This is a genomic window from Sphingomonas sp. BL-S-30 (assembly GCF_055521475.1).
The window spans coordinates 4,526,062-4,550,413 of sequence record NZ_CM145481.1; the positions used below are offsets into that span (position 1 = coordinate 4,526,062).

Below are 24,352 nucleotides of genomic sequence, written 5' to 3' on the forward strand. Positions count from 1 at the left end.
ACCGTAACTAGTTGATAATATAGTATTTTGGTCAGCGCTGTCGCGCCGCCATCCGGGCTACCGCCACGATCGCCGACTGGGCCAGCACCGTCCCGGCATTTGCCGAGCTCATGATGGCCCGCTCCGCCAGCCGGGCGCGCTGAATCGCTTCGCTGATCTTCGGCGCTGACCAAGTGCGCAGCGCGCGCCCGGTCGAGGCACGCTCGCGGAAGAAGACGCGCTCGATCACGGTGCCGGGACTTGCCCCGGCATCGATCTCGGCCTGCAGCTCGGCGAGGGTCATCAGGCGGCGGACGAGCTGGCGCAGCACCGGGATCGGCGACACGCCCGCTTCTTCCAGCCTGGCGAGTTCGCTGCCCAACGCATCCGGGCGGCCGTCGATCGCCGCATCGATGGCGCGGCTCATTTCCGAGTCGCCGAGGTCGGCGCCGACATCGTCCAGCGCCGAATCGTCCAGCTCGCGCGGACGTTCCGGCGAGGCGTCGAGATAGAGCGCCAGCTTCTCCAGCTCGCGCGTCATTACGGCCCGGTCCCCACCAGTGGCGTTGGCCAGCCGTGCCGCGGTATCGCCGGTCGTGCGCAGACCCTGTTCGCGCGCGATCGCGGTGGCGAGCTTTTCGGCGTCGCCTCCCTCGGGCAGGTAGCAGGCGAAACTCATCGCGCGCGCCGCGCCCAATGCAAGCTTCACTGCCTTTGACGTCGCCTTGAGCGAGGGAGCGATGGCGACGACGGGGTTACCCGCCCGTTCCGCGTCGAGCAGCAGGGTGAAAGCCTCGAAACAATCGTCACCGGCGCCGCTGATCCTGATGTGGCGCGCGCTGCCGAACAACGACATGGACGCCGCCTCATCGGCCAGGCGGCCGGGATTCGACTTCAAGGCCGACGGCTCGAGGTCCACGCGTTCGGCATCGGGCCCCATCGTCCGCGCCAGCCGCGCCGCGATCTCCTGCGCCCCCGATTCATCGGGGCCGTGGAGCAGATAGAGGCGGATATCGGGGCTCGCCGCATCGATCGCGGCGCGAATCTGGTTGGCGTTGGCTTTCACGCCGAGGAGCTCATTGCGCGGGCGCTGCGGTCCGCTGCGCGTAAAGCGCGACACGCGCGACGATCTGGTCGGCAACGATGTCGGACAGCCGCTCGAGCGCGGTATTCTCCGCGGCGATCGTCGCATATTCGGAATTGACCACGTCGATACCGGCATCCGATCCAGCGGTCGCATCCAGCAATACCGTGCCCTTGGACAGGTCGACCAGCTGATAGCGCGCGCGCAGGGTCCGCCGCTCGCGCGAGACGCTGTCGTCACGTCGCACGCCGAGCCCGATGATCTGGTCGTCCAGCTTGATCTCGAGCCGGTACAGCGGCGAGCCGCTGGCCTGGAGCCGGTCTTTCAGCGCATTGGTCATCAGCCAGCCCGCCTTGCCCTCGATCGGGCCGACCTCGACCCTGGTCAGGGTCGTTGCCACCGCGCCCGATCCGCCGCCCGCATAGAGCGGGTGCAGCCCGCAGCCCGACAGCGTGCCCAACGACGCCAACGCCAGGGCGGCGAGAAGCGCGAAACGCTTCATGCGACGATGTTCACGAGACGGTCGGGCACGACGATCACCTTTTTGGGGGAAGCGCCGTCCAGGATACGCTGCACATTGGCATTGGCCAAGGCGATCGTCTCCATCGCCTCGCGCGGCGTGCCCTTGGCGACCTTCACGGTATCGCGCAGCTTGCCGTTGACCTGGATCGCGATGGTCGCTTCGTCCTCGACCAGCAGGGCAGGGTCGACTTCGGGCCAAGGCGCATCGGCGATAAGGCCTTCGCCGCCATTGGCCGCCCAGGCTTCCTCGGCGAGATGCGGTGCCATCGGCGACACCAGCCGCATCAAGATGCGGATGGCCTCGACGCGCGAGGCGGAAGCGCCGGCGCGCTCGATCGCGTTGACCAGCTCGTACAGCTTGGCAACGGCCTTGTTGAACGACAAAGCCTCGATATCGGCGGCGACGCCGGCAATGGTCTGATGCGTCTTGCGGTCGAGCGCGGTATCGCGGGCATCGCTCGCTTCGGCCTCGGCCAGTCCGTCGAACAGCCGCCACAGGCGCTGGATGAAGCGCCAGCAGCCTTCGATGCCGGCCTCGCTCCACGGCAGGTCGCGCTCGGGCGGGCTGTCGGAAAGCATGAACCAGCGCACCGCATCGGCGCCGTACTGGTCGACGATGCCGGTCGGATCGACGGTGTTCTTCTTCGACTTCGACATCTTCTCGACGCGGCCGATCGCCACCGGTTCGCCGTCCGCCTTCAGTATGGCCTTGCCGCCGCCGAGCGAGACGTCGTCGGGCCCGTACCAGACACGCTCGCCGCCTTCGCCGCGCGAATAGGTCTCGTGCGTGACCATGCCCTGCGTAAACAGCCCGGCAAAGGGCTCGGCCACGTCGAGCATGCCGATATGGCGCAGCGCCCGAGTCCAGAACCGCGCATAGAGCAGGTGCAGGATCGCATGCTCCACACCGCCGATATATTGCGCGACCGGCAGCCATTTCTCGGCCACCGCGCGATCGAACGGCGCATTGCCCGGTTGGCTGGCGAAACGAATGAAATACCAGGAGGAATCGACGAAGGTGTCGAGCGTGTCGGTCTCGCGCCGCGCGCTACCGCCGCAGCTCGGGCAATCGACATTTTTCCAGGTCGGATGGCGGTCGAGCGGATTCCCGGGAATGTCGAAGCTGACATCCTCGGGCAGCACGACCGGCAATTGCTCGCGCGGCACCGGCACGGCGCCACAGGCGTCGCAATGGATGATCGGGATCGGCGTGCCCCAGTAACGCTGGCGCGAGACGCCCCAGTCGCGCAGGCGGAACACGGTGGAGCCGGTGCCCCAGCCATCTTCCTCGGCGCGGCGGATCACGGTGCGCTTGGCATCCTCGACATCCATGCCGTCGAGGAAGTGCGAGTTCACCAGCGTGCCGGGCCCGGTATAGGCCTCGTCGCCCTTGAATACGGGATCGGTGACATCGCCCTCGGAGACGACGCGGCGCACCGGCAGGTCGTATTTCCGCGCGAAATCGAGATCGCGTTGATCATGCGCTGGCACGCCGAATACGGCGCCAGTGCCATATTCCATCAGCACGAAATTGGCGATGTAGACTGGAAGTTTCCATTCCGAATCAAACGGATGCGTCGCGCGCAGCCCGGTGTCGAACCCCAGTTTCTCCTGAGTCTCGATCTCGGCCGCGGTCGTGCCGCCGCGCTTGCACAGCTCGATGAACGCCGCCGCCGCCGGATCGCGCTCGGCCAGTGCCCGCGCGATCGGATGGTCGGCCGCGACCGCGACGAAGCTCGATCCGAAGATCGTGTCGGGCCGGGTGGTGAACACCTCGACCTGCTCGCCGTCGGAAAGCGCGAAGCGGAAGGTCAGGCCCTGGCTCTTGCCGATCCAGTTCTCCTGCATCAGCTTCACCTTGTCGGGCCAATGCTCCAGCCCCTCCAGGCCTTCCAGCAGCTCGTCGGCGAAATCGGTGATCTTCAGGAACCACTGGCTCAGCTTGCGCCGCTCGACCAGCGCGCCCGATCGCCAGCCACGGCCGTCGATCACCTGCTCGTTGGCGAGCACGGTCATGTCGACCGGATCCCAGTTGACCGAGGATTCCTTGCGATAGACCAGGCCAGACGCGAACAGGTCGAGGAACAGCGCCTGTTCGTGGCCGTAATAGTCCGGCTCGCAGGTCGCCAGCTCGCGCGTCCAGTCGAGCGCGAAGCCCAGGCGTTTCAGCTGCGCCTTCATCGTCGCGATATTGGCGCGGGTCCAGCCGCCGGGGTGCACGCCCTTTTCCATGGCCGCATTCTCGGCCGGCATGCCGAACGCGTCCCAGCCCATCGGATGGAGCACTTCGTGCCCGGTCATCCGGCGGTACCGGGCAAGCACGTCGCCCATCGTGTAATTGCGGACATGGCCGATATGGATCCGCCCCGAAGGATACGGAAACATCTCGAGCACATAGGTACGCGGCTTGGCCGAATCGTCGCGCGCGGCGAAGGTGTTGCGGTCGTCCCACACCTTCTGCCAAGCCGCGTCCGCCTTCAGCGCGTTGAAGCGTGACGCCATGAGGAGAACGCCCTTAGTTGGCGATGGCGGCACGGCGCAGATCGCGCGCCCGCGTCAGGATGATATCCTCGAGCTTCTGCACGGTCGCGGCCGCGACGGGCGACGCGACCCATTGCCCGCCCTGGTTGACTTCGCGCAGCGCCGCGACGCGCAGGCCGTCGGCGCGCAGATCCTGGTCGAGGATCGTCACGGTCACCTTCATGCGCTCGGTCGGGGCGGCCGGGTTCACATACCAGTCGGTCACGATCACGCCGCCGTTCGAATCGGTCTGCAGCAGCGGCATGAAGCTCAGCGTGTCGAGGCTCGCGCGCCAGAGATAGGAGTTCACGCCGATCGTGGTCACCTTGGCGGCGGCCAGATCGGGGGCGGCGCGATCCTTGCCGCGATGGCCACAGGCCATGAGCGGAAGGGCAAGCGAAACCACAATCGCGGTACGCAAAAGGCGGTTCATCGGCGGTTTCCTGGACGGTTTCATGAGAATCTCGGGCATCTATAGATGGTCTCGCGCCTGCCGCAAGCATGGCGCGCGCGGGCGGCCTGTGTGCCGCGAGCAACACTTCGGGGGAAAATGCGTCAAGACAGTGGCAGGGCTGGATCGAATCGTGATAGGCGCCATTTAGAGTGAGGTGCCGAATCCGGGCACTGAAGGGGTCGCACGTGTTTTCAAGGCGTTGGATGTCCGGAATCGGGGTGGGGGCGCTCGTCGCCGCCGGCTTCGCCATGGCACCGGCGATCGGCGCTCCGGGCGATTCCCGCCTGCCGCTCAAGCGCATCGCGCCGCTGAACGTGGGCGACATCAATTCCTTCACGCCGGCCGCGGCCGATCCGAAGCTCGCGGCGGTCTTCGCGCGGAGCGGGCTCGACACCAGCAGTTTCCGTTTCACGCCGACCGATTCGCGCCGCAACGGCAACCGCGCCGTCACGGTCGCGGTCCGTGCGCGGTCGACTCGCACCGCGATGGCCGCCGAGCGCTCTGGCTCGATCATCGATACGCCGTCCTCGGTCAGCATCGCGCCGATCGCCTATAATCTGGGCGTCGCCGTCGGCTGGCGCCGGTTCGCGCTGTCGGGTGACGTCGCCAAGGTCGATCTTGCCGGCATGCCGGGCAGCCGCGAGGCAGTCGATGTCGGCGTCAGCTATTCCGGCAATCGCTTCACCGGCCGCGTGAAGGCGGGGGCCGATCGGCCGCTGCCGAACGGGCCGAAGCTGGTCGAGGAAGCGCCTGCCTATTCGCTCGATGTCGGCGGCTCCTATCGCCTGACCCGCAACCTCGATGTGACGGCCGGCGTGCGCTACAAGGCGGAGCGCGATTATCGCCTCCAGCCCGCGCCGGACGATCGCCGCGACAGCCAGGCAGTCTATATCGGGACGGCGTTCCGCTTCTGATCGGGTAGCCAGGCGTCGATTGCCGCCCAGCCGTGAAATCCCAGCCTCCGCAATGTCCTGAATCGCCGCGCGTCCATGCCGCCCAGCGCGATCGAGGGAATGCCGAGTCCGCGCATGATGGCGGCGGCGCGTGCCGGGCCCAGCGCGCCTGCACCGGGATGCGAGCGGGTCGGATAGACCGGCGACACGAACAGCATATCCGCACCGGCGCGCTTGCCGGCGATCGCCTCGGCCCGGTTATGCGCCGCCCAGCTACGGACGCCGCCGGGCAGGCGCCTGCCACGGCCATGGACGCCGGCCTCGTTCGCGAACGACGTGGATCCCGCCCGGATCAGGGTCAGCCGCTTGCGCCGGGCCAGACGCGCCACCCGCGCGAACAGGGCGCGACGTTCCGCCAGGCCTGTCGCGTGGTGGCGAAACACGATCCCCGCGTCGCGCGGCAGGGCATGAATCGCCGCCCATAGATCGTCGCCCATCCGTTCGTCGGTCATCAGCCACAGCGTCGGAATCGGCGGGCGCTTGGGGTGGCGGTGCGGCACGCCCCTGCCTATAGCGCTGCCGATGCAGCCCGACGACCCCGAGACCCGCCTCACTACTGTGCGCGAGGCGATCGCCCGCGCCGCCCGGCTTGCCGACCGCAAGGCCGATGCGGTGACCCTTATCGCCATATCGAAGACCAGGAACGCCGATGAGATCGAGCCGCTGCTCGCGGCGGGCCAGCGCGTGTTTGGCGAGAATCGCGTTCAGGAGGCTCAGGCGAAATGGCCAATGCTGCGCGAGGCCTGGCCCGATGTGCGCCTGCACCTGGTCGGCCAGCTTCAGTCGAACAAGGCCGAGGAAGCGGTCGCGCTGTTCGATGCGATTCACTCGGTCGACCGGCCTTCGCTGATCGCCGCGCTCGCCCGCGCGATGGAGCGGCAAGGCCGGCGGCCCGATTGCTTCCTTCAGGTCAATATCGGCGATGAGGAGCAGAAGGGCGGCTGCGCGATCGACGCCCTGCCGGCCCTGCTCGCCGAAGCGCGAGATGCGGGGCTGCCGATCGTCGGCCTGATGGCGGTGCCCCCGGCCGACGTGGAGCCGGCACCCTATTTCGCGTTGCTCGCCAAGCTGGCGCGAGACAATGGTCTCGACCAACTCAGCATGGGCATGTCGGGCGATTACGAGACGGCGGTAACGCTTGGCGCGACTCATGTCCGTATCGGCACTGCCCTGTTCGGCGCGCGCGCATGAAGGTTGACGCACTGATCTTCGATTTCGACGGGGTGCTGCTCGAAAGCGAATATGCCGGCAACAAGCAGATCGCCGACTATCTCACCGGCGCCGGCCATCCGACCACGGCCGAGGAATCCATGGCCAATTTCATGGGGCTGGCGGGCGGCGATTTCCTCGCGGCGATCGAGCGCTGGATCGGCCGGGCCGTGCCCGACGATTTCCACGTGGCACGCAAGGCCGAGGACGACCGGGCGATGCGCGAAGGGCTGGATGCAGTTGCCGGCGCGGTCGCCTTCGTGCGCGGCCTGCCCGCTGACCTCCCCCGCGCCATCGCCTCTTCGAGCACGACGCGCTGGATCGAGCGCCATCTCGAGCATCTCGGCATCCGCGACGCGTTCGGCGACAGGATCTTCTCGGGGCGCGAGCATGTCGATCGCGGCAAGCCCGCGCCCGATCTCTATCTTCATGCCGCGGCGGCGCTGGGCGTCGATATCGGGCGGTGCGCGATCCTTGAGGATTCGCCCGTAGGCGCGACCGGCGCGGTCGCCTCCGGCGCCTGGGTCATCGGCTTTTGCGGTGGCACGCATTGCGGGCCGGATCACGCCGCCAGGCTCAGGGCGCTCGGCGTGCGCGACATCGCGACGGATTTCGACGAGGTCGCCCGGTTGCTCGCCTAGCGTTCGCGCGCGAGCGTGTAGGTCCGCAGCGCCATCGCATCATGATAGGCATTGTGCGGCACGGCGCTCATCGCGGCTGAATCGAAGCCGATCGAATCGAGCATTTCGAACCGGATCCGGTCAAGCGCCATGCGCCGCCCCGGCGCGATGACCATCAGCATCGCTGCGTGGGCGATATCCTCCGGCCAGTCGGCGACCAGCAGGGGATCGGGGTCGTTGCCCAGATAGGTCTCGAACCGGCGCGCCATCGTCGCGCGATCCACCGGCACGGTACCAAGCACCGGCAGGACATGGTCGGTGACCCATGGCGTCGGCCGGTCGCATCGCACCGCTTCGTAAAAGGGCGGCACGTCATCGGCCTCGGGCACCAGTGCGAGCGAGATCAGCTCGCCACCGAACCCGTTGAATTCGACGTCGAGGAAATAGCGCACCTTAGAACTGGTGCCCGGTGCGGTCGCGCTTGGTCGCCAGATAACGTTCGTTGAAGGGGTTGGCCGGCAGGATATGCGGCACGCGTTCGACCACCTTGATTCCTGCGCCCTCGAGCTGCGCGACCTTTTCCGGATTGTTGGTCAGCAACCGCACCGATCGCTGGCCGAGCAGTTCGAGCATCCGCGCCGCGACCGCGAAATTGCGCGAATCGACCGCGAAGCCGAGCCGCGTGTTTGCATCGACCGTGTCGAACCCCTGATCCTGCAGCGCATAGGCGCGCAGCTTGTTGATCAGCCCGATCCCGCGCCCTTCCTGGCGCAGATAGAGCAAGATGCCCCAGCCGCTGTCCGAGATCGCGCGGATCGCCGCATCGAGCTGCGGTCCGCAATCGCATTTCAGGCTGCCGAGCACGTCTCCGGTCAGGCATTCGCTGTGCAGACGCACCAGCGGCGGCTGTCCGTTCGGTGCGCCGATCAGCAGCGCAACATGCTCGCCCGGCATCTCGGGCGTGCGAAAGGCGACGATCTCGGTATCCTCGGCCCCCGACACCGGCAGACGCGCGCGCGTCGCGATGATCAGCCGCGCCGCATCCTCATGCGCATCGATATCCGCCGGCGTCAGCGTCACCTGGGCCGTCGCGCTGGGGTTGGCGAAAAAGGCCGGCAATACGCCGCCGATCCGCGCCAGCCGCAGCGCGGCGGTGGCGGCGTCGGGCGCTTCGACCGCGATCGCGCGGAACGGGCCTTTCAGCGGGGTCCGAAGGTCGAATTGCGGATCGGCCAGCGCGGTTGCCGCGGCGAAATCCAGCCAGGGCGCACGCTCGACCAGCACCGGACAGTCGGGCGCCGCTGCCTCGCGCTGGTTGGCGAGCTTCAGGGTCGCCGCGCGACCCGAGGTGAGCAGCACCGATGCCCGCCCATCCGGATCGAACGCGGCCAGCCGCGTCGGGTCGGTCGTCTCGATCGGCAGCAAGGCGAGCGTGCCGTCGGCCCCCGCGATCGCGATCGGCCATCCGCGCCGCAAGGCGTCGATTGCTTCTGCCGTCCTTCGTGCGTCGGTCACACTGCGAACTCGGTCATGATGGGGATATGGTCGGAGGGTTTCAGCCAGCTTCGGCAATCCTCGAACACCGTGTGGCCCACGGCCGTCTTCGCGACATCGGTGGTAGCCCACATATGGTCGAGCCGCCGCCCGCGGTCCGAGGCGAGCCAGTCCTTCGCGCGGTAGCTCCACCAGGTGAACAGCCGGTCGGGCGCCGGCACGAAATGCCGGCCGAGATCGACCCAGTCGTTCGATGCCTTTAGCCCGTCGAGCGCCGCGACCTCGATCGGGGTGTGGCTGACCACGTCGAGCAGCTGTTTGTGGCTCCACACGTCGGATTCGAGCGGCGCGATATTGAAATCCCCGACCAGGATCGTCGGTACGTTCAAGCCTTCCGACCAGCGCGTCATCCGCTCGACGAAATCGAGCTTCTGGCCGAATTTCGGGTTCACGTCGCGGTCCGGCACGTCGCCGCCGGCGGGCACATAGACATTTTCCAGCCGCACGCCGTTGTTCAGCCGTACGCCGACATGCCGCGCCTCGCGATTGGCCTGCCAGTCGAACCGGTCGTCCTCGACCAGCGGCACGCGGCTGATGATCGCCACGCCGTGGTGCATGCGCTGCCCGTGCAGGATGATGTGGTTATAGCCCAGCGCGCGGAACGGCGCGGTGGGGAAATCCCCGTCGATCACCTTGGTTTCCTGAAGGCACAAAATGTCGGGGGACACTTCACGCAGAAAACGTTCGACAATCTCGATACGGAACCGAACCGAGTTGATGTTCCAGGAAACGATCTTGAGCGCCATCAAGGCGATGTAGCGGCGGGAGTCGGTGCCGACAAGGAAAGCGACGGAAGGGGAAAGAACCGGAAATGGAAAGGCCCTCGCTCCGGGGGCATGGAGCGAGGGCCGACCTAGCGTTCGTCACGCAGGCGGGAAGCAGGTCGTCCGAGCAACAGGGGGAAAATCTCGGGCCGCCCCACATCCGCAATGTCTTTCTAGGGCGGCGAACCTGTCGCCACTATGAACGAAGGGTCAATTTCGGCCCAAACTTCGCCGCGGGTCCTTCCAATTGAACGTCCTGTCGCTCACGGCTGCGTTGAAGCGCTGATTCGACAGGCGGATCGTGGTGCGGTTGTTTTGCGAATCGAGTGCGACCCAGCCCTGCAGCATCAGCCCGCCCGGCGCGCTCGCGTCGCGGAGGAAGATCATGGTGATGCGACCATATTCGGGATGCTTGGGGTCATTCGCCTCGACCGAGATGATGCGTGGGTCGAACCCCGGCACGACCTTGGCGAAGCGCGTCATGTCCTTGCTGGGATCGAGCAATATGCTGAGCGGCGAATTGCCGATCGGCCAGCGCTGCACCTGATTCACCGAATAATCGATGAAGGTCAGCGCCCTGCCGTCGCCCACGATCAGGATCGGCACGCCCTTTTCGTACTGGAAGCGGACCTTGCCGGGTTTCTTCAGCGTCAGGGTGCCGGTCAGCACCTTGCCGGCACGGTCGGACTGGCTGAACGCGGCGGTCAGGCTCTGCACCGACTGGAGATGGCTCTGGACGAGCGCGAGATCGCCGGTGGCCGGGGCCGCTGCGACCAGTGCCGGGACGGCGAGCGCCGCCAGCACCGACAGATTGCGAAGGATCACGATATTCTCCCGAGACAGGTCCCGGCGCTAGGCACGCCGGGTTGAACCCCTTCTGAACCACGAGTCCTACAGCGGGTTCCCGTCCCGGTCGCGCAGCACGTCGCGCCGGCCGACATGGTCGGGGCGGCTGACGATGCCGTCCTTTTCCATCCGCTCGATCAGCCGTGCGGCGCTGTTATAGCCGATCCGGAGCTGGCGCTGCAGCCACGAGGTCGATGCCTTCTGGCTTTCCACGACGAGCTGGATGGCGGCGCGATATTGCTGGTCCTCGGCCGAATCCTCGCCATCGGGCGCGCCGTCGAGCGCAAAGCCATCCTCAGGCTCCTCGGTGACTGACTGGATATAGTCGGGCCGTCCCTGCGCGCGCCAGTGATCCGCCACCGCGCGGACTTCGTCGTCGCTGACGAACGGCCCGTGCACGCGCACGATGCCCTTGCCGCCCGGCATGTAGAGCATGTCGCCCTTGCCCAGCAGCTGCTCGGCGCCCTGTTCGCCCAGAATGGTGCGCGAATCGATCTTGGAGGTGACGTGGAAGCTGATGCGGGTCGGCAGGTTCGCCTTGATCACGCCCGTGATGACGTCGACCGAGGGCCGCTGAGTCGCCATGATCAGGTGGATGCCCGCCGCGCGCGCCTTTTGCGCGAGCCGCTGGATCAGGAATTCGACTTCCTTGCCCGCGGTCATCATCAGGTCGGCGAGTTCGTCGACGATTACCACGATCTGCGGCAGCGGCTGGAAATCGAGCGTTTCTTCCTCATAGATCGGCTGGCCGGTCTCCGCGTCATAGCCGGTCTGAACGCGCCGCCCGAGCGGCTGGCCCTTGGTCCGTGCCGCGCGCACCTTCTCGTTGAAGCTGGCGAGACTGCGCACCCCGACCGAGGACATCATGCGATAGCGTTCCTCCATCTGCTCGACCGCCCATTTCAGGGCACGGACCGCCTTGGCCGGATCGGTGACGACGGGGGAGAGAAGATGCGGGATGTCCTCGTACATGCTCAGTTCGAGCATCTTGGGATCGATCATGATCATCCGGCACTGGTCCGGGCGCAGCCGGTAGAGCAGCGACAGGATCATGCAGTTCAGGCCGACCGACTTGCCCGATCCGGTCGTGCCGGCGACGAGCAGATGCGGCATCGGCGCGAGATCGGCGATGACCGGGTCGCCCGCGATGTTCTTGCCGAGCACCAGCGGCAACGAGGCGGACTGGTCGTCGAATGACTGCGATCCGATCAGCTCGTGCAGCCCGACCGTCTCGCGCCGGACATTGGGCAGCTCGATGCCGATCACCGTGCGCCCCGGGATGGTCGCGACGCGCGCCGAGATCGCCGACATGTTGCGCGCGATATCGTCGGCAAGCTGGATCACCCGGCTCGCCTTGATGCCCGATGCCGGCTCCAGCTCGTACATCGTCACTACCGGGCCGGGCCGGATGTTGATGATCGATCCCTTGACGTGGAAATCGTCGAGCACCGATTCGAGCAGCCGGGCATTGCGTTCCAGCGCGGCCTTGTCGACCGGCCCGCCCGGTGCGGGCGGCGCCGGCTTCAGCAGGTCGAGCGGGGGAAGCTGCGAATTGTCGCCGAGGTCGAACGACGCCTGCTTGGCCTTGGGCTTGGCCACCGACGGCGCGAGATTGCGTTCGGCGATGACGGGCCCGGGCCGCGAATCGGGGGTTGCGACGGCCCGCGGCGTGGGTTTGCGCACCGGCTCGGGCGCCAGGATTTCCTGTTCGGTTGTGCGCCGCTCCGCCTTGACCGGTTTCGGCCTGGGCATGCGGCGCGGACGATCGCCGATATCGATGATGAAGCTGAGCGCCCACACCGCGGCACCGGCCAGCGCGAAGATCACCGCCACGGCACGCGATGTCCACAGGATCATATTCGGGTCGCCGATAAAGCTCATGCCCCAGCGCAGCAGATCGGCAATTCCGAGGCCGATCGCGCCGCTATATCCGGCGGGGAAGCCGTGTACCGCAGCGCTGGAAATGAGGGCAATGGTCGTATCGGCCAACAGGATGCCGCCCAGCGACGCCGCCAGCATCAGCCTCCAGCGGCCGACCGGCACATCGGCCCATAGCCGCATCGCGAGGATCATGACGATCGGCAACGCCGCAAACGCCGACACGCCGAATACAGTGTATAGAATATCCGCGGTCCAGGCGCCCGGCGTGCCCAGCCAGTTCTCGGCCGGCCCGCCCGAGGCGGTGTTCAGCGACGGATCGCCCGAATGATAGGTGATCAGCGCGACGAACAGGAGCAAAGCGACGATGGCGATGGCCATCGCGCCGATCAGCGCGCCGCTTCGCGCGGCACCTGCCTTCACCGTCTCGCGCCACAAGGGCGGCTGCGCCCGGCTAGCCATGATCTGGTCCTCGATTGTTCGCTGTCTGTACGCGCGGAATCATCGCTCCTGGCGAGTCCGACGTCAAGGTTAAGCCATTGGGCGGGCGCATTGGCACCGTGCCCGACGCACGCTAGAGCGAGGGCATGGATAGAGCGGACGTCATCATTCTGGGCGGTGGCCTGGTCGGCAGCGCACTCGCCGTGGCGCTCGACGCGCACGGCCTCACTGCCATCGTCATCGACATTGCCGATCCGCAGGTGATCCTCGCCGCCGACTTCGACGGCCGCGCCTCGGCGATCGCCAGCGCGCCCTATCGCATGTTGGAGACGATCGGCGTGGTGGGCCGGCTGGGCGGCCATGGCTGCCCGATCCAGGGCATCCGGGTCAGCGACGGGCTCGAACCCGGCGCGCTCGATTTCGAGCCCGATGCGGAAAGCGGCGCGCTCGGTCACATGTTCGAGAATCGGCGGCTGCGCGGCGCGTTGCTCGAATCGGCCGAAGCGGCACCCGGCGTCGACGTGCGGATGAAGACGCGCGCCGTCGCGGTCGATCGCGGCGCGCACGGCGTTACCGTCACGCTCGATTCGGGGGCGGTCGTCACCGCCCCGTTGCTGATCGCCGCCGAAGGCCGCAACTCGCCGACGCGCGAATCGGCCGGGCTGAAGGTCGCGCGCTGGACCTATGATCATGCCGCGCTGGTGACCTCGCTTCACCACGAGCATAGCCACGACAATATCGCCTATGAAATCTTCTACCCGAAGGGCCCGTTCGCGATCCTGCCGCTGAACGACGACGCCCAGGGCCATCGCTCGGCGATCGTCTGGTCGGTGCGCCGAGACGAAGCGGCGGGCATGCTCAAACTCTCCGATCGCGGTTTCCTCGCCGAGGCGGAGAAGCGGATGGGTGGCTTCCTCGGCAAGCTCGGCCCGCTCGGCGCGCGCTCGAGCTATCCGCTCGGCTTCCATCACGCCGCGACGATCACCGCCGACCGGCTCGCTCTGGTCGGCGATGCCGCGCACGGCATCCACCCGATCGCCGGTCAGGGCGTCAATGTCGGCTTCCGCGACGTGGCGACGCTGGTGGAGGTGCTGGTCGACGGTAAACGCCTCGGCCTCGATCTCGGCGATCCGCAGCTTCTAGCCCGCTACGAACGCTGGCGCAGCCTCGACACCTTCATGGTCGCCGCCGCCACCGACGGCCTGACGCGCCTGTTCGGCATTCCCGGTCGCACGGCCTCCGCCGTGCGACGGTTCGGCCTGTCGGCGGTGCAGAAGCTGCCACCGCTCAAGGACCGCTTCATGGCCGAGGCGCGGGGCGAATCGGGCGACGTGCCGAAGCTGTTGCAAGGGCTGACGGTTTAGGCCGAAACTCTCACTGCCCAACCCTATTGCAGCGTCACCGAATCCTCGCCGTCGTGGCGGCCGAAGAACTGCATCAGCTGGATGATCAGCTCGGCCCGGTCCTCGATCCCCGGCGCTTCGAGCAGCGCCTGTTTCGCCGCCACGTCGAACGGCGCGATCTGGGCGATGCCGTTGACCAATGCCTCGTCGTCGAGCCGGGTCACCGCCTCCCAGTCCACCGCATAGCCCTGCGCATCGGCGAAGCGGCGCGATTCGATCTCGAGCGAGGATCGCCGCGACAGCGACAAGATCTCGGCCTCGGCCGACAACGGCAGCAACAGCGCCTCGACCTGGCGGAACGCGGTCGTCACGTCGAGCTCGCGGATGATGCGGAACAGCGCGACGCCTTCCAGCACCAGATTATAGCGTCCGTCCTCGCTAGCCTCGAACTCGGCGATCTTCCCGACACAGCCGATCTCGAACAGCGCCGGCGCCTCGCCGGGCGCCAGCGGGCCGGGGCGCGGCTGGATCATGCCGATCCGCCGGTCGCGCGCCATCGAATCGGATATCATCGCACGGTAGCGCGGCTCGAAGATGTGGAGCGGCAGGTGCATGCCGGGAAACAGCAGCGCGCCACCCAGCGGAAAGATCGAGAGCCGAGTGGTGGTCGGCGCTTCGGTCATCCGAACAGGATCGCCGACAACCGCCGCCGCTGCGCCGAAACCCACGGGTCTTCGAGTCCGACCACCTCGAACAGCTTCAGCAGCTGCTGGCGCGCCGCGCCCTCGTTCCAGTCCCTGTCCACGGCGATGATGCCGAGCAGCGAATCGGCTGCCGCATCTCGGTCGCCCGCCGCCATCTGGCCGCCGGCCAGCTCGAATCTCTTGTCGAGATCATCGGGGTTGGCCGCGACTTCGGCCGCCAGGCCCGCGAGGTCGTCGACCGGCTTGGCATCCTTCGCCAGCGCCAACGCCGATTTCGCGCGCTCGATCTCGGGCAGCTTGGCGAGCTCCTCGGGCAGCGCCGCGATCGCCGCCTCGGCCTCGTCGATCCGATTCGCCGCGACCAGCGCGCGCACCCGGCCCGACAATATGGCGGGGTGCTCCGGCACCATCTCGCCGATCTGTTCGAACACGGACAGCGCCCGATCAGTGTCGCCATCCGCCAGCAATTGCTCGCCCATTGCGATCAGCGGCTCGATCTCGGCCTCGGCGCTGGCCGCTTCGCTCTCCACCGGCAGCTGGCGGAGGATCTGGTCGAGCATCGTCTTCAGCTGCGATTCGGTACGGGCGCTGGTCAGGTCGGCGACCAGCTGGCCCTGGAACATCGCATAGACGGTCGGGATCGACTTGATCTGGAATTGGGCGGAGATGAACTGGTTCTTGTCGGTATCGACCTTGGCCAGCACCACGCCCTTGTCGGCATAGTCGGCCGCGACCTTTTCAAGGACCGGGGTCAGCGCCTTGCACGGCCCGCACCATTCGGCCCAGAAATCGATGATGACGAGCTTCGTCATCGACGGCTCGACGACGTCGCGCCGGAACCCTTCGACTGCCTCGCGCTCCGCGGCGGTCATTCCCAAACTGGCCAAGTGTCGCTCCCGTGCTTCTATGTCGCGCCTTATGTGGGTGCGCGGGCGCTCAAGCCAACCCTTTTCGTCGGTTGTACGACTGGGGGTTGCCGGACCGAAAAGCCGATGCTAGAGGCCGCCCCCTTACCCGCCCGGTCCACCGACCGGTCAGGCGCCAGAGCGGGCGTAGCTCAGGGGTAGAGCACAACCTTGCCAAGGTTGGGGTCGAGGGTTCGAATCCCTTCGCCCGCTCCAGTTTTCCCAATGGGAATCAGCGAATTTCCTGGATTGGCCGCGCAAGCGGCCTTTTCCATATGTCGGGCGCGCGGGTTTCGCGATTCGTCCCATCTACCGCGCCGGGCTCCGTACATCTCCGGAGGGCGGTTGGGCGTCAGCCTCGCTAGAAGGCCGGGAAAGGAGATCCAGCATGACCGATGAGTCCCAGTCCTCCGCGATTCGCCATGTCGTGATTCTCTGCCACCCGGAACAGGAAAGCTTCAACGCGTCGGTCGCTCATGCCTATAGCACCGAGGTCAACCGGCACGGCCATGAGGTGCTGGTCCGTGACCTGTACGCCATGGGGTTTCATCCGGTGTTGAAGTCGGCGGAGCGCCCCGGAGCCGGCTTCCGGCAGTTCGCTGATGTCGAGGACGAACTGGCCCTCCTCAGCACCGCGGCCGTGTTCGTGCTGGTCTATCCACTCTGGTTCGGCACCCCGCCTGCGATGATGAAGGGATATATCGAGCGCGTGCTCGGAACCGGGGTGCTCCCCGGCGACGTACAGGGCCGCTCCGCCAAGGGCGTGCTTGCGGGCAAACGCATGCTGAGCTTCACCTCGTCGGGCCTGAAGGACATCTGGCTCGACGAGCAAGGGCAGCTGCAATCGCTGATCACCTGTTTCGATCATTATCTCCAGAACGCGTTCGCCATGGGTCCGTCACGGCATTTTCACTATGGGTCGATCGTTGCCGGCATGGATCCGCGTTGGGTCCGGCAACATCTCGAAGACGTGCGAACCCAGGCCCGCGCAATCGTGCAGGATCTCGAGCAGGAGCGTGCCGCGACCTCGGCTTTGCCGTCCTGAAGGATGCGCGCTCAGCCCCGTCGGCGGGGATGCCCTGTCGCTACGCCGCCGGACAGGCGGGCGACCCATGGATAGCGCGCGGCGACCTCCTCGGTATAGCCGAGGTTGAACACCGTCGGGCTTTTCGCCGGCCGCTCGCTGCGGCTGTAGAGCGTGCCGAACAGGCGATCCCACAGGAAGTTGGTGATGCCGAAATTGCCATGCTCGTCGTGGAAATGATGTTCCATATGGCGTTGCTTCATCACTGCCAGCCACCGGACGCGCGGCTTGTAGGCGAGGTGCTGGATGCAGTGGAAGAATTCGTAGAAGCAGGTGGCGAGCAGGCCGGTCGCGAACCCTGCCGCGGCGCCGCCGACCCCGCCGATCAGCCAGCCGGGCAGGGCCGAGACGATCAGCAATGTCGGCAGTGTCGTGTAGAGCGCGCCGAACAACACCTCGAGATGGTTGGGATCCTGGTGATGGTCGTAATGGATGCGCTTCCACAGCCCGGCGAGCGCCGGCACCTTGAACATCCAGTGGCAGTGCAGCACCCAGCGGTGCAGCGCGTACCACACCAGGGGATATGCCAGCACCACCAGCAGGATCGCCGCGAGCGTCGGCAGCGCCGCCGCCGGGCGCCACAGCCAGATGCCGATCGAGGCCATGGTCAGCACGAGATAGCTGAGGATCGTGTAATGCCCGAAATAGGCGGCCACCAGCTCGCCAAGGGTCATCCGGTCGAGATGGTGCGATTGCGTCCAGAAGGCGCGACGTGGGGCGGGATGGCGAAGATGCATGGGAATGGCTGGTCCGGTTGAGCTCGCTGGCGAGCGGATCGCGTCAGCGGTTATCATCGTGCCGACCGCGCCGGGTTGACGGCGATCAAACGCGCGTGCCGGCGGCAGCTTCGTATTTCTACCAATAGGCCCGGGCCGGCGGACGTCGCATCGATCGCGCATCGCCAACAGTCGCAGGACTCGCATCATGCAAGCGCTCGTTTATCAGGGCCCCGGCCGCAAGGCATTGGAGGAACGGCCCAGGCCCGTCATCATCGACGCCGGCGACGCGATCGTCCGCGTCACGAAGACCACGATCTGCGGCACCGACCTCCACATCCTGAAGGGGGACGTGCCGAGCTGCGCGCCAGGCCGTATCCTCGGCCATGAGGGTGTCGGGGTCATCGAGGCGATCGGCGCGGGGGTGACGGCGTTCAAGCCCGGCGACCATGTGCTGATCTCCTGCATCACCTCTTGCGGACGCTGCGACTATTGCCGGCGTGGCATGTATTCGCACTGCGTCACCGGCGGCTGGATCCTCGGCAACATGATCGACGGCACCCAGGCCGAGTTCGTGCGAATCCCCCATGCCGACACCAGCCTCTATCCGATCCCCGCCGGCGCGGACGAGGAAGCATTGGTGATGCTCAGCGACATCCTGCCGACCGGTTTCGAATGTGGCGTGCTCAACGGCAAGGTGTCCCCCGGCTCGAGCGTCGCGATCGTCGGGGCCGGGCCGATCGGCCTCGCCACGCTGCTCACCGCGCAATTCTACTCGCCGGCCGAAATCATCATGATCGATCTCGACGACAACCGGCTCGAGGTGGCGCGTCGTTTCGGGGCGACCCATGCGATCAACAGCGCCGATGGCGGCGCGGTCGAGGCGGTCAAGGCGATTACCGGCGGCCGCGGCGTCGATGCGGCAATCGAGGCGGTGGGTATCCCGGCCACGTTCGAGCTGTGCGAAGAACTCGTCGCGCCGGGCGGCGTGATCGCGAATATCGGCGTGCATGGTGCCAAGGTCGACCTGCATCTCGAGACGCTCTGGTCGCAGAACATCTCGATTACCACGCGGCTGGTGGATACCGCGACGACCGCGATGCTGCTCAAGACCGTTACGTCGAAGAAGCTCGACCCGACCAGGCTGATCACGCATCGCTTCAGTCTGGACGATGTGCTCCAGGCCTATGACGTGTTCGGCCGCGCCGCCGAAACCAGCGCGCTCAAGGTGATCATCGACGCGAGTGCGCCATGAGCGCGGTCGCACCGGCCGACCGCCGCTTCGGCTATTGGGCGGCGATCGGTGCCTGCGCGGCAAGCATCGCCTATGGCGTGCCGCAGGTCCTGCAGGTGGCCGGATGGCTGCCGACACCGCTCGACCGCTATCTCGTCTTCGCGCCGTCGCTCGCGCTGGCGCCGCTGTTCGTGCTCGCCATGGCGGCGTCGAGCGCGCAGGCGGCGCCGGAGCATCGCGCCAGGCGGCTCGGGGCGCTGGCGCTGGCGGTGGTCTATGCGACTCAGGTCAGCAGCGCCTATGCCATCCAGCTCGGTTCGGTCCTGCCGCGCGAAGCGGCCGGGCAGATCGGACCGTTCAGCGACTTTACCTGCTGCACCTTCCGCGCCCCGATCACGACGGTCGACCTGCTCGGCTACACTCATATGTGCCTGTCGTTGCTGCTCCTCGCGACGACCTATGGGCGCGGATGGCTGCGCTGGATGCTGCTCGCCAATGGCGCGCTGGCGCCGGCGCTGTTCTTCCAGCTCGTCTGGCCGGAACTGATCCTTGTCGGGGCGATCTGGCTGGTCGTCTTTCCGCTGGCGATGGCGCTGCTTGCCCGCGACCTCGATCGCGGGGACAGCTGACGAGTCACCATAGCGCAACGCCGATTCCGAGCGCGATCGCCGCTGTCGCAGCACCCAGCGGCGCTGCTGCCACGAGATGCGCGCGGGATCGCGACACGCCGAGCACAAGCCCCGTCTTCAGCACCATGTTGAGCAGCACCGGCATCGCCAGCACCACGCCGGCCATGCGCGGCGCGATCGCGTCGGGCGGCATGGCGCCGAAGGCGATCACCGCCGCATCGACATCGGCCAGTCCGATCACCGCCAGCACCCCCGCGACGCCCGCATCGCCGAACGCGATCAACGCCCAATGGCTGGCGATGGAGGAGATGGCGACGACCATTGTCAGGACGAGCGCCGCGCCGAGTTCGAGCGGATTGCCCAGTGCGACGGCCTGTTCCTGCTGCGTCGTTTCGTGGCGAAGCCGCCACCAGGTCGTGCCCGCCAGCAGGGCCACCGCCGGCCCCAGGATGATCGCCAGCGGCCCGATCGCACGTGGCGCGAGGATGGCGACGAGCACGCAGACTCGTGCGACGCTGATCGCCGAGGCCAGCGCGATCCCTGCCGACAGTGCGGCGGCCGCGGCCGGGCTGGTCGCCAGCCTGCGCGCGAACGCCAGCGTTACCGCGGTGGAGGAGACCAGCGCGCCGCAGGCCGCCACCAGCACCATGCTGCGCGATGCCCTTGCCCGGCGGGCCAGGATATAGCCGGCGAAGGACAGGCCGGTGACGAAGATGATCACCAGCATCAGCTTGTGCGGGTTCAGCGCCGCATAGGGGCCGATGGCGCGATCGGGCATCAGCGGCAGCAGGACGAGCGCCAGGATCGCGAACCGGGCCGCCGCGCGAAGCTCCGCCGCGCTCAGGCCGCGCACGATGCCGTGCAGCTGGCCACGCATCGACAGCAACAAGGTCGCCGCGGCCGCCGCGCCCAACGCGATCGCCGGCTGTCCGGAGGTGGCCAGCATGCCGAGCGCTAGCACGACCACGCCGGCGATCGCGCTGGTCGCGCTCAGGTCGTCCGGCTCGCGGCTCTGGCGCAGATAGCCGACCAGGATGATCAGGCTCGCGCTGCCCAGCAACGCGATCGCGCCCAACGCCGGCAAAAGGCCGGCGACGCCACCGGCCAGCCCGAGCAACCCGAAGGTGCGGAATCCCGCGACCCGCGTTCCCGCCCGCTCGCGCCGGCTCGTCCAGCCCCGTTCCAGGCCGATCAGCAGCCCGATGGCGAGGGCATAGCCCAGCGACGCCGCCATGACCGGATCAAGCGTGACCGGATCGAGATCATCCATCTACGTCATGCTCGCTCAAGCACCCTTGCCCTGTACGATTGCCCGGGTCTGTATCTTGTGCCGTTCGCTCAGCACCATGGCGCAGGTCGATCGGGCCTGTTCGCGGACACGCTCGAGATCTTCTCGCACGAACCGTTCGTCACGGCCATCGACGATCGCGTCGAAATGGACATGCGCGCTGCCCGCCATCGAAAAGATCGTGGTGAGATAGGTGTCGAAGGCCTGGCGCATCGACGCCCATTGGCCATGCTCCTCCAGCCACGGCATGGTCGAGGCGGAGGAGCTGAGGATCACCAGCCGCTTGCCCTCAAGCGGCCGGAGACCGGTGCCTGTCTTGATGTCGCGCGCGGCGAGCCCGGCGCCCATCACGCGGTCGACATACCCCTTGATGATTGCCGGGGGCATGCCGAACCAAATCGGGTAGACGAGCACGATCACCGCGCTGTCGCGGATCAGGTCGATCTCCTCCTGAACGTCCGGCGCCGGCGCAAAACCCGGCATATCGGGGCGTTCCTCGTTCTTGAGCAGCGGATCGAACCCGATTTCATAAAGGTTCCGGAGCACCGCGGTCTGGTCGCAGCCGCGCACCGCGTCGCAATAATCGGCGGCGACCGAGCCGTTGAAGCTCCACGGCGCGGGGTGACCGAGGATCACCAGGTGGCGGATGTCGTGCGGATCGACGGACATCACAGGACCCCGTTGATCGCAAAGGCCGCCGCGAGTTCCGCCAGGACGATGCAGCAGAGAATGGAGCCGCCGACGGCAAGGCGCGGCTGGCGGGCGGCGAAGGTCGCCGCGCGGTCGGAAAGGGCATGCAGGGCCGTTGCCATATCGAGTCCTCCGGATGGGATGCACGGACTCTAGCGGCCGGACCCGACGGCCATATGCGGAACTATACGGATGTCTCGGCCGGGGCTTGCTGTGGGAAAACAACGGTGCCGGGAACGCACGTCGCGCCGTCCCGCACAGGAGCGATCCCATGACTGTCCGCAATCTCGACGGCCTTCTCCATCCGCGCAGCGTCGCCGTGATCGGCGGATCGCAGCGACCGGGCTCGATGGGCGAAATGGTGCTCACCAACATCGTCGATGGCGGTTTCGCCGGCACGGTGTTCGCGGTGAACCCGAAGCCGGTCGAGATGGAGGGCGTGTGGTGGGTGGCGTCGGTTGCCGACCTGCCCGGCGTGCCCGACCTGGCCGTCATCGTCACCCCGGCGGAGACGGTCGCGACGATCGTCGCGGAACTCGGCGCGCTCGGCACCAGGGTGGCGGTGATCGTGTCGGCCGGCCTGCACGATCCGGCGACGCGCCAGGCGATCCTGGATGCCGCCAAACCGCATCTGTTGCGGATCGTCGGGCCGAACTGCCTCGGCGCGCTGCTTCCCCATGCGAAGCTCAATGCGTCGTTCGCGCCCCGGGTCGCGCTGCCGGGCCGGCTCGCCTTCGTGTCGCAGAGCGGCGCGTTGGTCACCGCGATGCTCGACTGGGCGGGGGCCAGGAATATCGGCTTTTCGGGCGTCGTCTCCGTCGGCGACATGGCCGATGTCGACCTCGGCGATCTGATCGATCTGTTCGCGGCCGATCCGAAGACCGACGCGATCCTGCTCTATATCGAAGGCGTCACCAATCCGGCCAAGTTCATGTCGGCCGCCCGCGCCGCCTCGCGGATCAAGCCGGTGATCGCGATCAAGGCCGGGCGGACCGAGGCGGCCGGCAAGGCGGCGACCTCGCATACCGGCGCGCTGACCGGTGCCTATGACGTTCACGCCGCTGCTTTCCGCCGCGCCGGAATCATCCTGGTCGACAGCCTGTCGGAGCTGTTCGACGCGGCGCAGATGCTCAGCCGGCATCGGCCGCGCAGCGGCGAACGGCTCGCCATCGTCACCAATGGCGGCGGCGCGGGCGTGCTTGCGGCCGACGCCCTGCCCGCGACCGGCGGCACGCTCGCGACCTTGTCGCCGGACACGATCGCCGCGCTCGATCCGCAGCTTCCGGCGAGCTGGTCCCGCGCCAATCCGATCGACGTGGTCGGCGACGCGCGACCCGAACGTTTTGCCGCGGCGACGCGCGCGGCACTGGCCGATCCGGGCGTCGACGCGGTACTGGTCATGCACTGCCCGACGGCCGCGGCGACCGGCGCCGACATCGCGGGTGCGGTGATCGACGCGATTGCGGGTCATGTTCCCGCGACCAAGGCCGTGATCGCCTGCTGGCTCGGCACGCACAATGCGGAGGCAGCGCGAGGGCAGTTCGACGCAGCGGGCATTCCGCTGTTCGACAATCTCGACGATGCCGTGCGCGGCTTCGGCTATCTGCTGCAGGCAGGCAGGGGTCGGGACGCGCTGATGCGCGCGCCGGCGCGCGTCACCGTGGCCGAGGCGGATCGCGCCCGGGTGCGGGCGATCCTGACGGGGGCGCGGGCGGAAGGGCGCACGATCCTCAGCGGATGCGAAGTCCGCTCGATGCTCGCCGCGTACGGCATCCCGGTGGTAGAGGCGCGGCTGGCGCGCACCGTCGAGGCGATCCCGACCGTCTGCGCGCGCATCGAACCGCCCTATGTCCTGAAGCTCATCTCGCCGCAGTATCCGCACAAATCCGATATCGGCGGCGTGGTGCTCAATCTGGCGAGCGCTGGCGAGGTGGTTACAGCCGCGAAGGCGATGATCCGCCGTGTCGGGCAGGACCATCCCGAGGCCTCGATCACCGGTTTCGAGATCGAGCCGATGATCGCCCCTATGCACGGCCGCGAACTGCTGGTCGGCATTGCCGAGGATGCCATATTCGGGCCGGTCATCGCTTTCGGTGCCGGCGGCAAGGCAGTGGAACTCGTTCGCGACCGGGCGCTCGGCCTGCCGCCGCTCGACGATGTGCTGGCCGGGGAGATGATCGCCTCGACCCGGATCGCCCGGCTGCTCGACGGCTATCGCGACGTGCCCGCGGCCAACCGGACCGCGATCGTGTCGGTGCTCAATGCGCTGTCGGCGCTCGTCCTGGATTTTCCGGATATCGTCGATCTCGACATCAACCCGCTCGTCGCCGACGAACGGGGGGTGATCGGTGTCGATGCGCGGGCCCGGATATCCGATGCGCCCCGCGCGTCGCGCGCCGTGATCCGCCCGGTGCCGATGGAATGGGCGCGGGAACTCACCACGCGCGACGGCGTGGTGATGCAGGTTCGCCCGGTCAAGCCCGATGACGAGGAAGCGCTCGCCGCGTTCTTCCGCCACGTCACGCCCGAGGATCTCCGCTTCCGCTTCCTCACCGGCCTGCAGGAAGTCGGCCGGGACCGGCTCGCCGCGATGACTCAGATCGATTATCGCCGGACGATGAATTTCCTCGCCTTTGCCGGGGACGGCCTGCTGATCGCCACCGCGATGCTGGCCTGCGACCCAGACGGAGTCCGCGCGGAACTGGCGATCTCGGTCCGCGCCGATTTCAAGGGGCGCGGCGTCAGCTGGACGTTGCTCCAGCACGTGCTCGACTATGCCCGCGCCGAAGGCATCGACTCGGTCGAATCGGTCGAGAGCAGCGACAATCATGCCGCCCTGAAGCTGGAACGCGAGGCGGGTTTCAAGGCCGTTCCGGGCGAAAGCGGCTCGACCGAAGTCACCGTCCGCCGGAAGGTCGAATCGGCCTGATCCACC

General features: G+C 67.3%; 24 protein-coding genes and 1 tRNA gene. 9 read left to right on the plus strand and 16 right to left on the minus strand.

Annotated features, from left to right (window positions below):
- Window positions 1-31: 31 nt before the first annotated feature.
- The 4 genes from holA to ACZ1I5_RS21210 are packed head-to-tail and all read right to left on the minus strand — an operon-like array spanning window position 32 to window position 4,538.
- Entirely contained in the window at window positions 32-1,045 is a 1,014-nt protein-coding gene (gene holA, locus ACZ1I5_RS21195) for a DNA polymerase III subunit delta (RefSeq protein WP_465171209.1), read from the minus strand.
- A gap of 10 nt (window positions 1,046-1,055) precedes the next feature.
- Window positions 1,056-1,565: an LPS assembly lipoprotein LptE gene (lptE, locus tag ACZ1I5_RS21200; protein WP_465171210.1), complete on the minus strand. Its 510-nt coding sequence runs from the start codon at window positions 1,563-1,565 to the stop codon at window positions 1,056-1,058.
- The gene (gene leuS / locus ACZ1I5_RS21205; protein WP_465171211.1) at window positions 1,562-4,087 is read right to left on the minus strand and encodes a leucine--tRNA ligase; all 2,526 of its coding nucleotides are present in this window, start codon (window positions 4,085-4,087) and stop codon (window positions 1,562-1,564) included. The genes lptE and leuS overlap by 4 nt, the downstream gene beginning before the upstream one ends.
- A gap of 13 nt (window positions 4,088-4,100) precedes the next feature.
- Window positions 4,101-4,538: a DUF3576 domain-containing protein gene (locus ACZ1I5_RS21210; protein ID WP_372856407.1), complete on the minus strand. Its 438-nt coding sequence runs from the start codon at window positions 4,536-4,538 to the stop codon at window positions 4,101-4,103.
- Between the two features lie 224 nt (window positions 4,539-4,762).
- Between ACZ1I5_RS21210 and ACZ1I5_RS21215 the strand changes: the two genes are divergently transcribed.
- Window positions 4,763-5,473, plus strand: a complete 711-nt coding sequence (locus ACZ1I5_RS21215) for a porin (protein WP_465171212.1) — start codon at window positions 4,763-4,765, stop codon at window positions 5,471-5,473.
- On the opposite strand, the gene ACZ1I5_RS21220 is transcribed toward ACZ1I5_RS21215, so the two are convergent.
- Window positions 5,446-6,012: a thiamine phosphate synthase gene (locus tag ACZ1I5_RS21220; RefSeq protein WP_465171213.1), complete on the minus strand. Its 567-nt coding sequence runs from the start codon at window positions 6,010-6,012 to the stop codon at window positions 5,446-5,448. The two genes, ACZ1I5_RS21215 and ACZ1I5_RS21220, sit on opposite strands and share 28 nt — an antisense overlap.
- Before the next feature lie 22 nt (window positions 6,013-6,034).
- Here ACZ1I5_RS21220 and ACZ1I5_RS21225 point away from each other — a divergent pair, with 22 nt between their 5' ends.
- Together ACZ1I5_RS21225 and ACZ1I5_RS21230 are read left to right on the plus strand one after the other, a co-directional pair.
- Complete coding sequence (locus ACZ1I5_RS21225; RefSeq protein WP_465171214.1) at window positions 6,035-6,703, plus strand: YggS family pyridoxal phosphate-dependent enzyme; 669 nt, start codon at window positions 6,035-6,037, stop codon at window positions 6,701-6,703.
- Window positions 6,700-7,362 carry an HAD family hydrolase gene (locus ACZ1I5_RS21230; RefSeq protein WP_465171215.1) on the plus strand — a complete coding sequence of 221 codons (663 nt, stop codon included), beginning with the start codon at window positions 6,700-6,702 and terminating at the stop codon, window positions 7,360-7,362. Before ACZ1I5_RS21225 ends, ACZ1I5_RS21230 begins: the two co-directional genes overlap by 4 nt.
- On the opposite strand, the gene ACZ1I5_RS21235 is transcribed toward ACZ1I5_RS21230, so the two are convergent.
- From ACZ1I5_RS21235 to ACZ1I5_RS21255, 5 genes are all read right to left on the minus strand, one after another.
- Window positions 7,359-7,793 (minus strand): hypothetical protein, encoded by a 435-nt coding sequence (locus tag ACZ1I5_RS21235; RefSeq protein ID WP_465171216.1) that lies wholly within the window; start codon window positions 7,791-7,793, stop codon window positions 7,359-7,361. The genes ACZ1I5_RS21230 and ACZ1I5_RS21235 overlap by 4 nt on opposite strands.
- 1 nt (window position 7,794) lies before the next feature.
- The gene (gene ribA / locus ACZ1I5_RS21240; RefSeq protein WP_465171217.1) at window positions 7,795-8,856 is read right to left on the minus strand and encodes a GTP cyclohydrolase II; all 1,062 of its coding nucleotides are present in this window, start codon (window positions 8,854-8,856) and stop codon (window positions 7,795-7,797) included.
- Complete coding sequence (locus tag ACZ1I5_RS21245) at window positions 8,853-9,641, minus strand: exodeoxyribonuclease III (protein WP_465171218.1); 789 nt, start codon at window positions 9,639-9,641, stop codon at window positions 8,853-8,855. The genes ribA and ACZ1I5_RS21245 overlap by 4 nt, the downstream gene beginning before the upstream one ends.
- A gap of 228 nt (window positions 9,642-9,869) precedes the next feature.
- Window positions 9,870-10,484: a LolA family protein gene (locus ACZ1I5_RS21250; RefSeq protein WP_465171219.1), complete on the minus strand. Its 615-nt coding sequence runs from the start codon at window positions 10,482-10,484 to the stop codon at window positions 9,870-9,872.
- A 66-nt stretch (window positions 10,485-10,550) separates the two neighbouring features.
- A complete protein-coding gene (locus tag ACZ1I5_RS21255) occupies window positions 10,551-12,845 on the minus strand; it encodes a DNA translocase FtsK (protein WP_465171220.1) in 2,295 nt (764 codons plus the stop codon).
- Window positions 12,846-12,970: 125 nt separating this feature from the next.
- Here ACZ1I5_RS21255 and ACZ1I5_RS21260 point away from each other — a divergent pair, with 125 nt between their 5' ends.
- Window positions 12,971-14,188 carry a UbiH/UbiF/VisC/COQ6 family ubiquinone biosynthesis hydroxylase gene (locus ACZ1I5_RS21260; RefSeq protein ID WP_465171221.1) on the plus strand — a complete coding sequence of 406 codons (1,218 nt, stop codon included), beginning with the start codon at window positions 12,971-12,973 and terminating at the stop codon, window positions 14,186-14,188.
- 23 nt (window positions 14,189-14,211) lie between these two features.
- Here ACZ1I5_RS21260 and ACZ1I5_RS21265 read toward each other — a convergent pair whose 3' ends face one another.
- Together ACZ1I5_RS21265 and ACZ1I5_RS21270 are read right to left on the minus strand one after the other, a co-directional pair.
- A complete protein-coding gene (locus ACZ1I5_RS21265; protein ID WP_465171222.1) occupies window positions 14,212-14,850 on the minus strand; it encodes an LON peptidase substrate-binding domain-containing protein in 639 nt (212 codons plus the stop codon).
- A complete protein-coding gene (locus ACZ1I5_RS21270) occupies window positions 14,847-15,743 on the minus strand; it encodes a tetratricopeptide repeat protein (RefSeq protein WP_465174020.1) in 897 nt (298 codons plus the stop codon). Before ACZ1I5_RS21270 ends, ACZ1I5_RS21265 begins: the two co-directional genes overlap by 4 nt.
- A gap of 174 nt (window positions 15,744-15,917) precedes the next feature.
- Here ACZ1I5_RS21270 and ACZ1I5_RS21275 point away from each other — a divergent pair.
- Window positions 15,918-15,992, plus strand: a tRNA-Gly gene (locus ACZ1I5_RS21275).
- Window positions 15,993-16,164: 172 nt separating this feature from the next.
- Window positions 16,165-16,821, plus strand: a complete 657-nt coding sequence (locus ACZ1I5_RS21280) for an NAD(P)H-dependent oxidoreductase (protein ID WP_465171223.1) — start codon at window positions 16,165-16,167, stop codon at window positions 16,819-16,821.
- Between the two features lie 11 nt (window positions 16,822-16,832).
- On the opposite strand, the gene ACZ1I5_RS21285 is transcribed toward ACZ1I5_RS21280, so the two are convergent.
- Window positions 16,833-17,597 carry a sterol desaturase family protein gene (locus tag ACZ1I5_RS21285; RefSeq protein ID WP_465171224.1) on the minus strand — a complete coding sequence of 255 codons (765 nt, stop codon included), beginning with the start codon at window positions 17,595-17,597 and terminating at the stop codon, window positions 16,833-16,835.
- Window positions 17,598-17,784: 187 nt separating this feature from the next.
- Here ACZ1I5_RS21285 and ACZ1I5_RS21290 point away from each other — a divergent pair, with 187 nt between their 5' ends.
- Both ACZ1I5_RS21290 and ACZ1I5_RS21295 read left to right on the plus strand, forming a co-directional pair.
- On the plus strand, window positions 17,785-18,831 hold the full coding sequence (locus ACZ1I5_RS21290) for a zinc-dependent alcohol dehydrogenase family protein (RefSeq protein ID WP_465171225.1): 1,047 nt from the start codon (window positions 17,785-17,787) through the stop codon (window positions 18,829-18,831).
- Window positions 18,828-19,439, plus strand: coding sequence for a hypothetical protein (locus tag ACZ1I5_RS21295; RefSeq protein ID WP_465171226.1), 612 nt, complete (start codon window positions 18,828-18,830; stop codon window positions 19,437-19,439). The genes ACZ1I5_RS21290 and ACZ1I5_RS21295 overlap by 4 nt, the downstream gene beginning before the upstream one ends.
- A gap of 4 nt (window positions 19,440-19,443) precedes the next feature.
- Here ACZ1I5_RS21295 and ACZ1I5_RS21300 read toward each other — a convergent pair whose 3' ends face one another.
- The 3 genes from ACZ1I5_RS21300 to ACZ1I5_RS21310 are packed head-to-tail and all read right to left on the minus strand — an operon-like array spanning window position 19,444 to window position 21,539.
- Entirely contained in the window at window positions 19,444-20,709 is a 1,266-nt protein-coding gene (locus tag ACZ1I5_RS21300) for an MgtC/SapB family protein (protein ID WP_465171227.1), read from the minus strand.
- Between the two features lie 15 nt (window positions 20,710-20,724).
- Window positions 20,725-21,396, minus strand: a complete 672-nt coding sequence (locus ACZ1I5_RS21305; protein ID WP_465171228.1) for an NAD(P)H-dependent oxidoreductase — start codon at window positions 21,394-21,396, stop codon at window positions 20,725-20,727.
- The gene (locus tag ACZ1I5_RS21310; RefSeq protein WP_465171229.1) at window positions 21,396-21,539 is read right to left on the minus strand and encodes a hypothetical protein; all 144 of its coding nucleotides are present in this window, start codon (window positions 21,537-21,539) and stop codon (window positions 21,396-21,398) included. Before ACZ1I5_RS21310 ends, ACZ1I5_RS21305 begins: the two co-directional genes overlap by 1 nt.
- A 149-nt stretch (window positions 21,540-21,688) precedes the next feature.
- On the opposite strand from ACZ1I5_RS21310, the gene ACZ1I5_RS21315 reads away from it, so the two are divergent.
- Window positions 21,689-24,346 (plus strand): bifunctional acetate--CoA ligase family protein/GNAT family N-acetyltransferase, encoded by a 2,658-nt coding sequence (locus ACZ1I5_RS21315; RefSeq protein ID WP_465171230.1) that lies wholly within the window; start codon window positions 21,689-21,691, stop codon window positions 24,344-24,346.
- Window positions 24,347-24,352 lie beyond the last annotated feature (6 nt).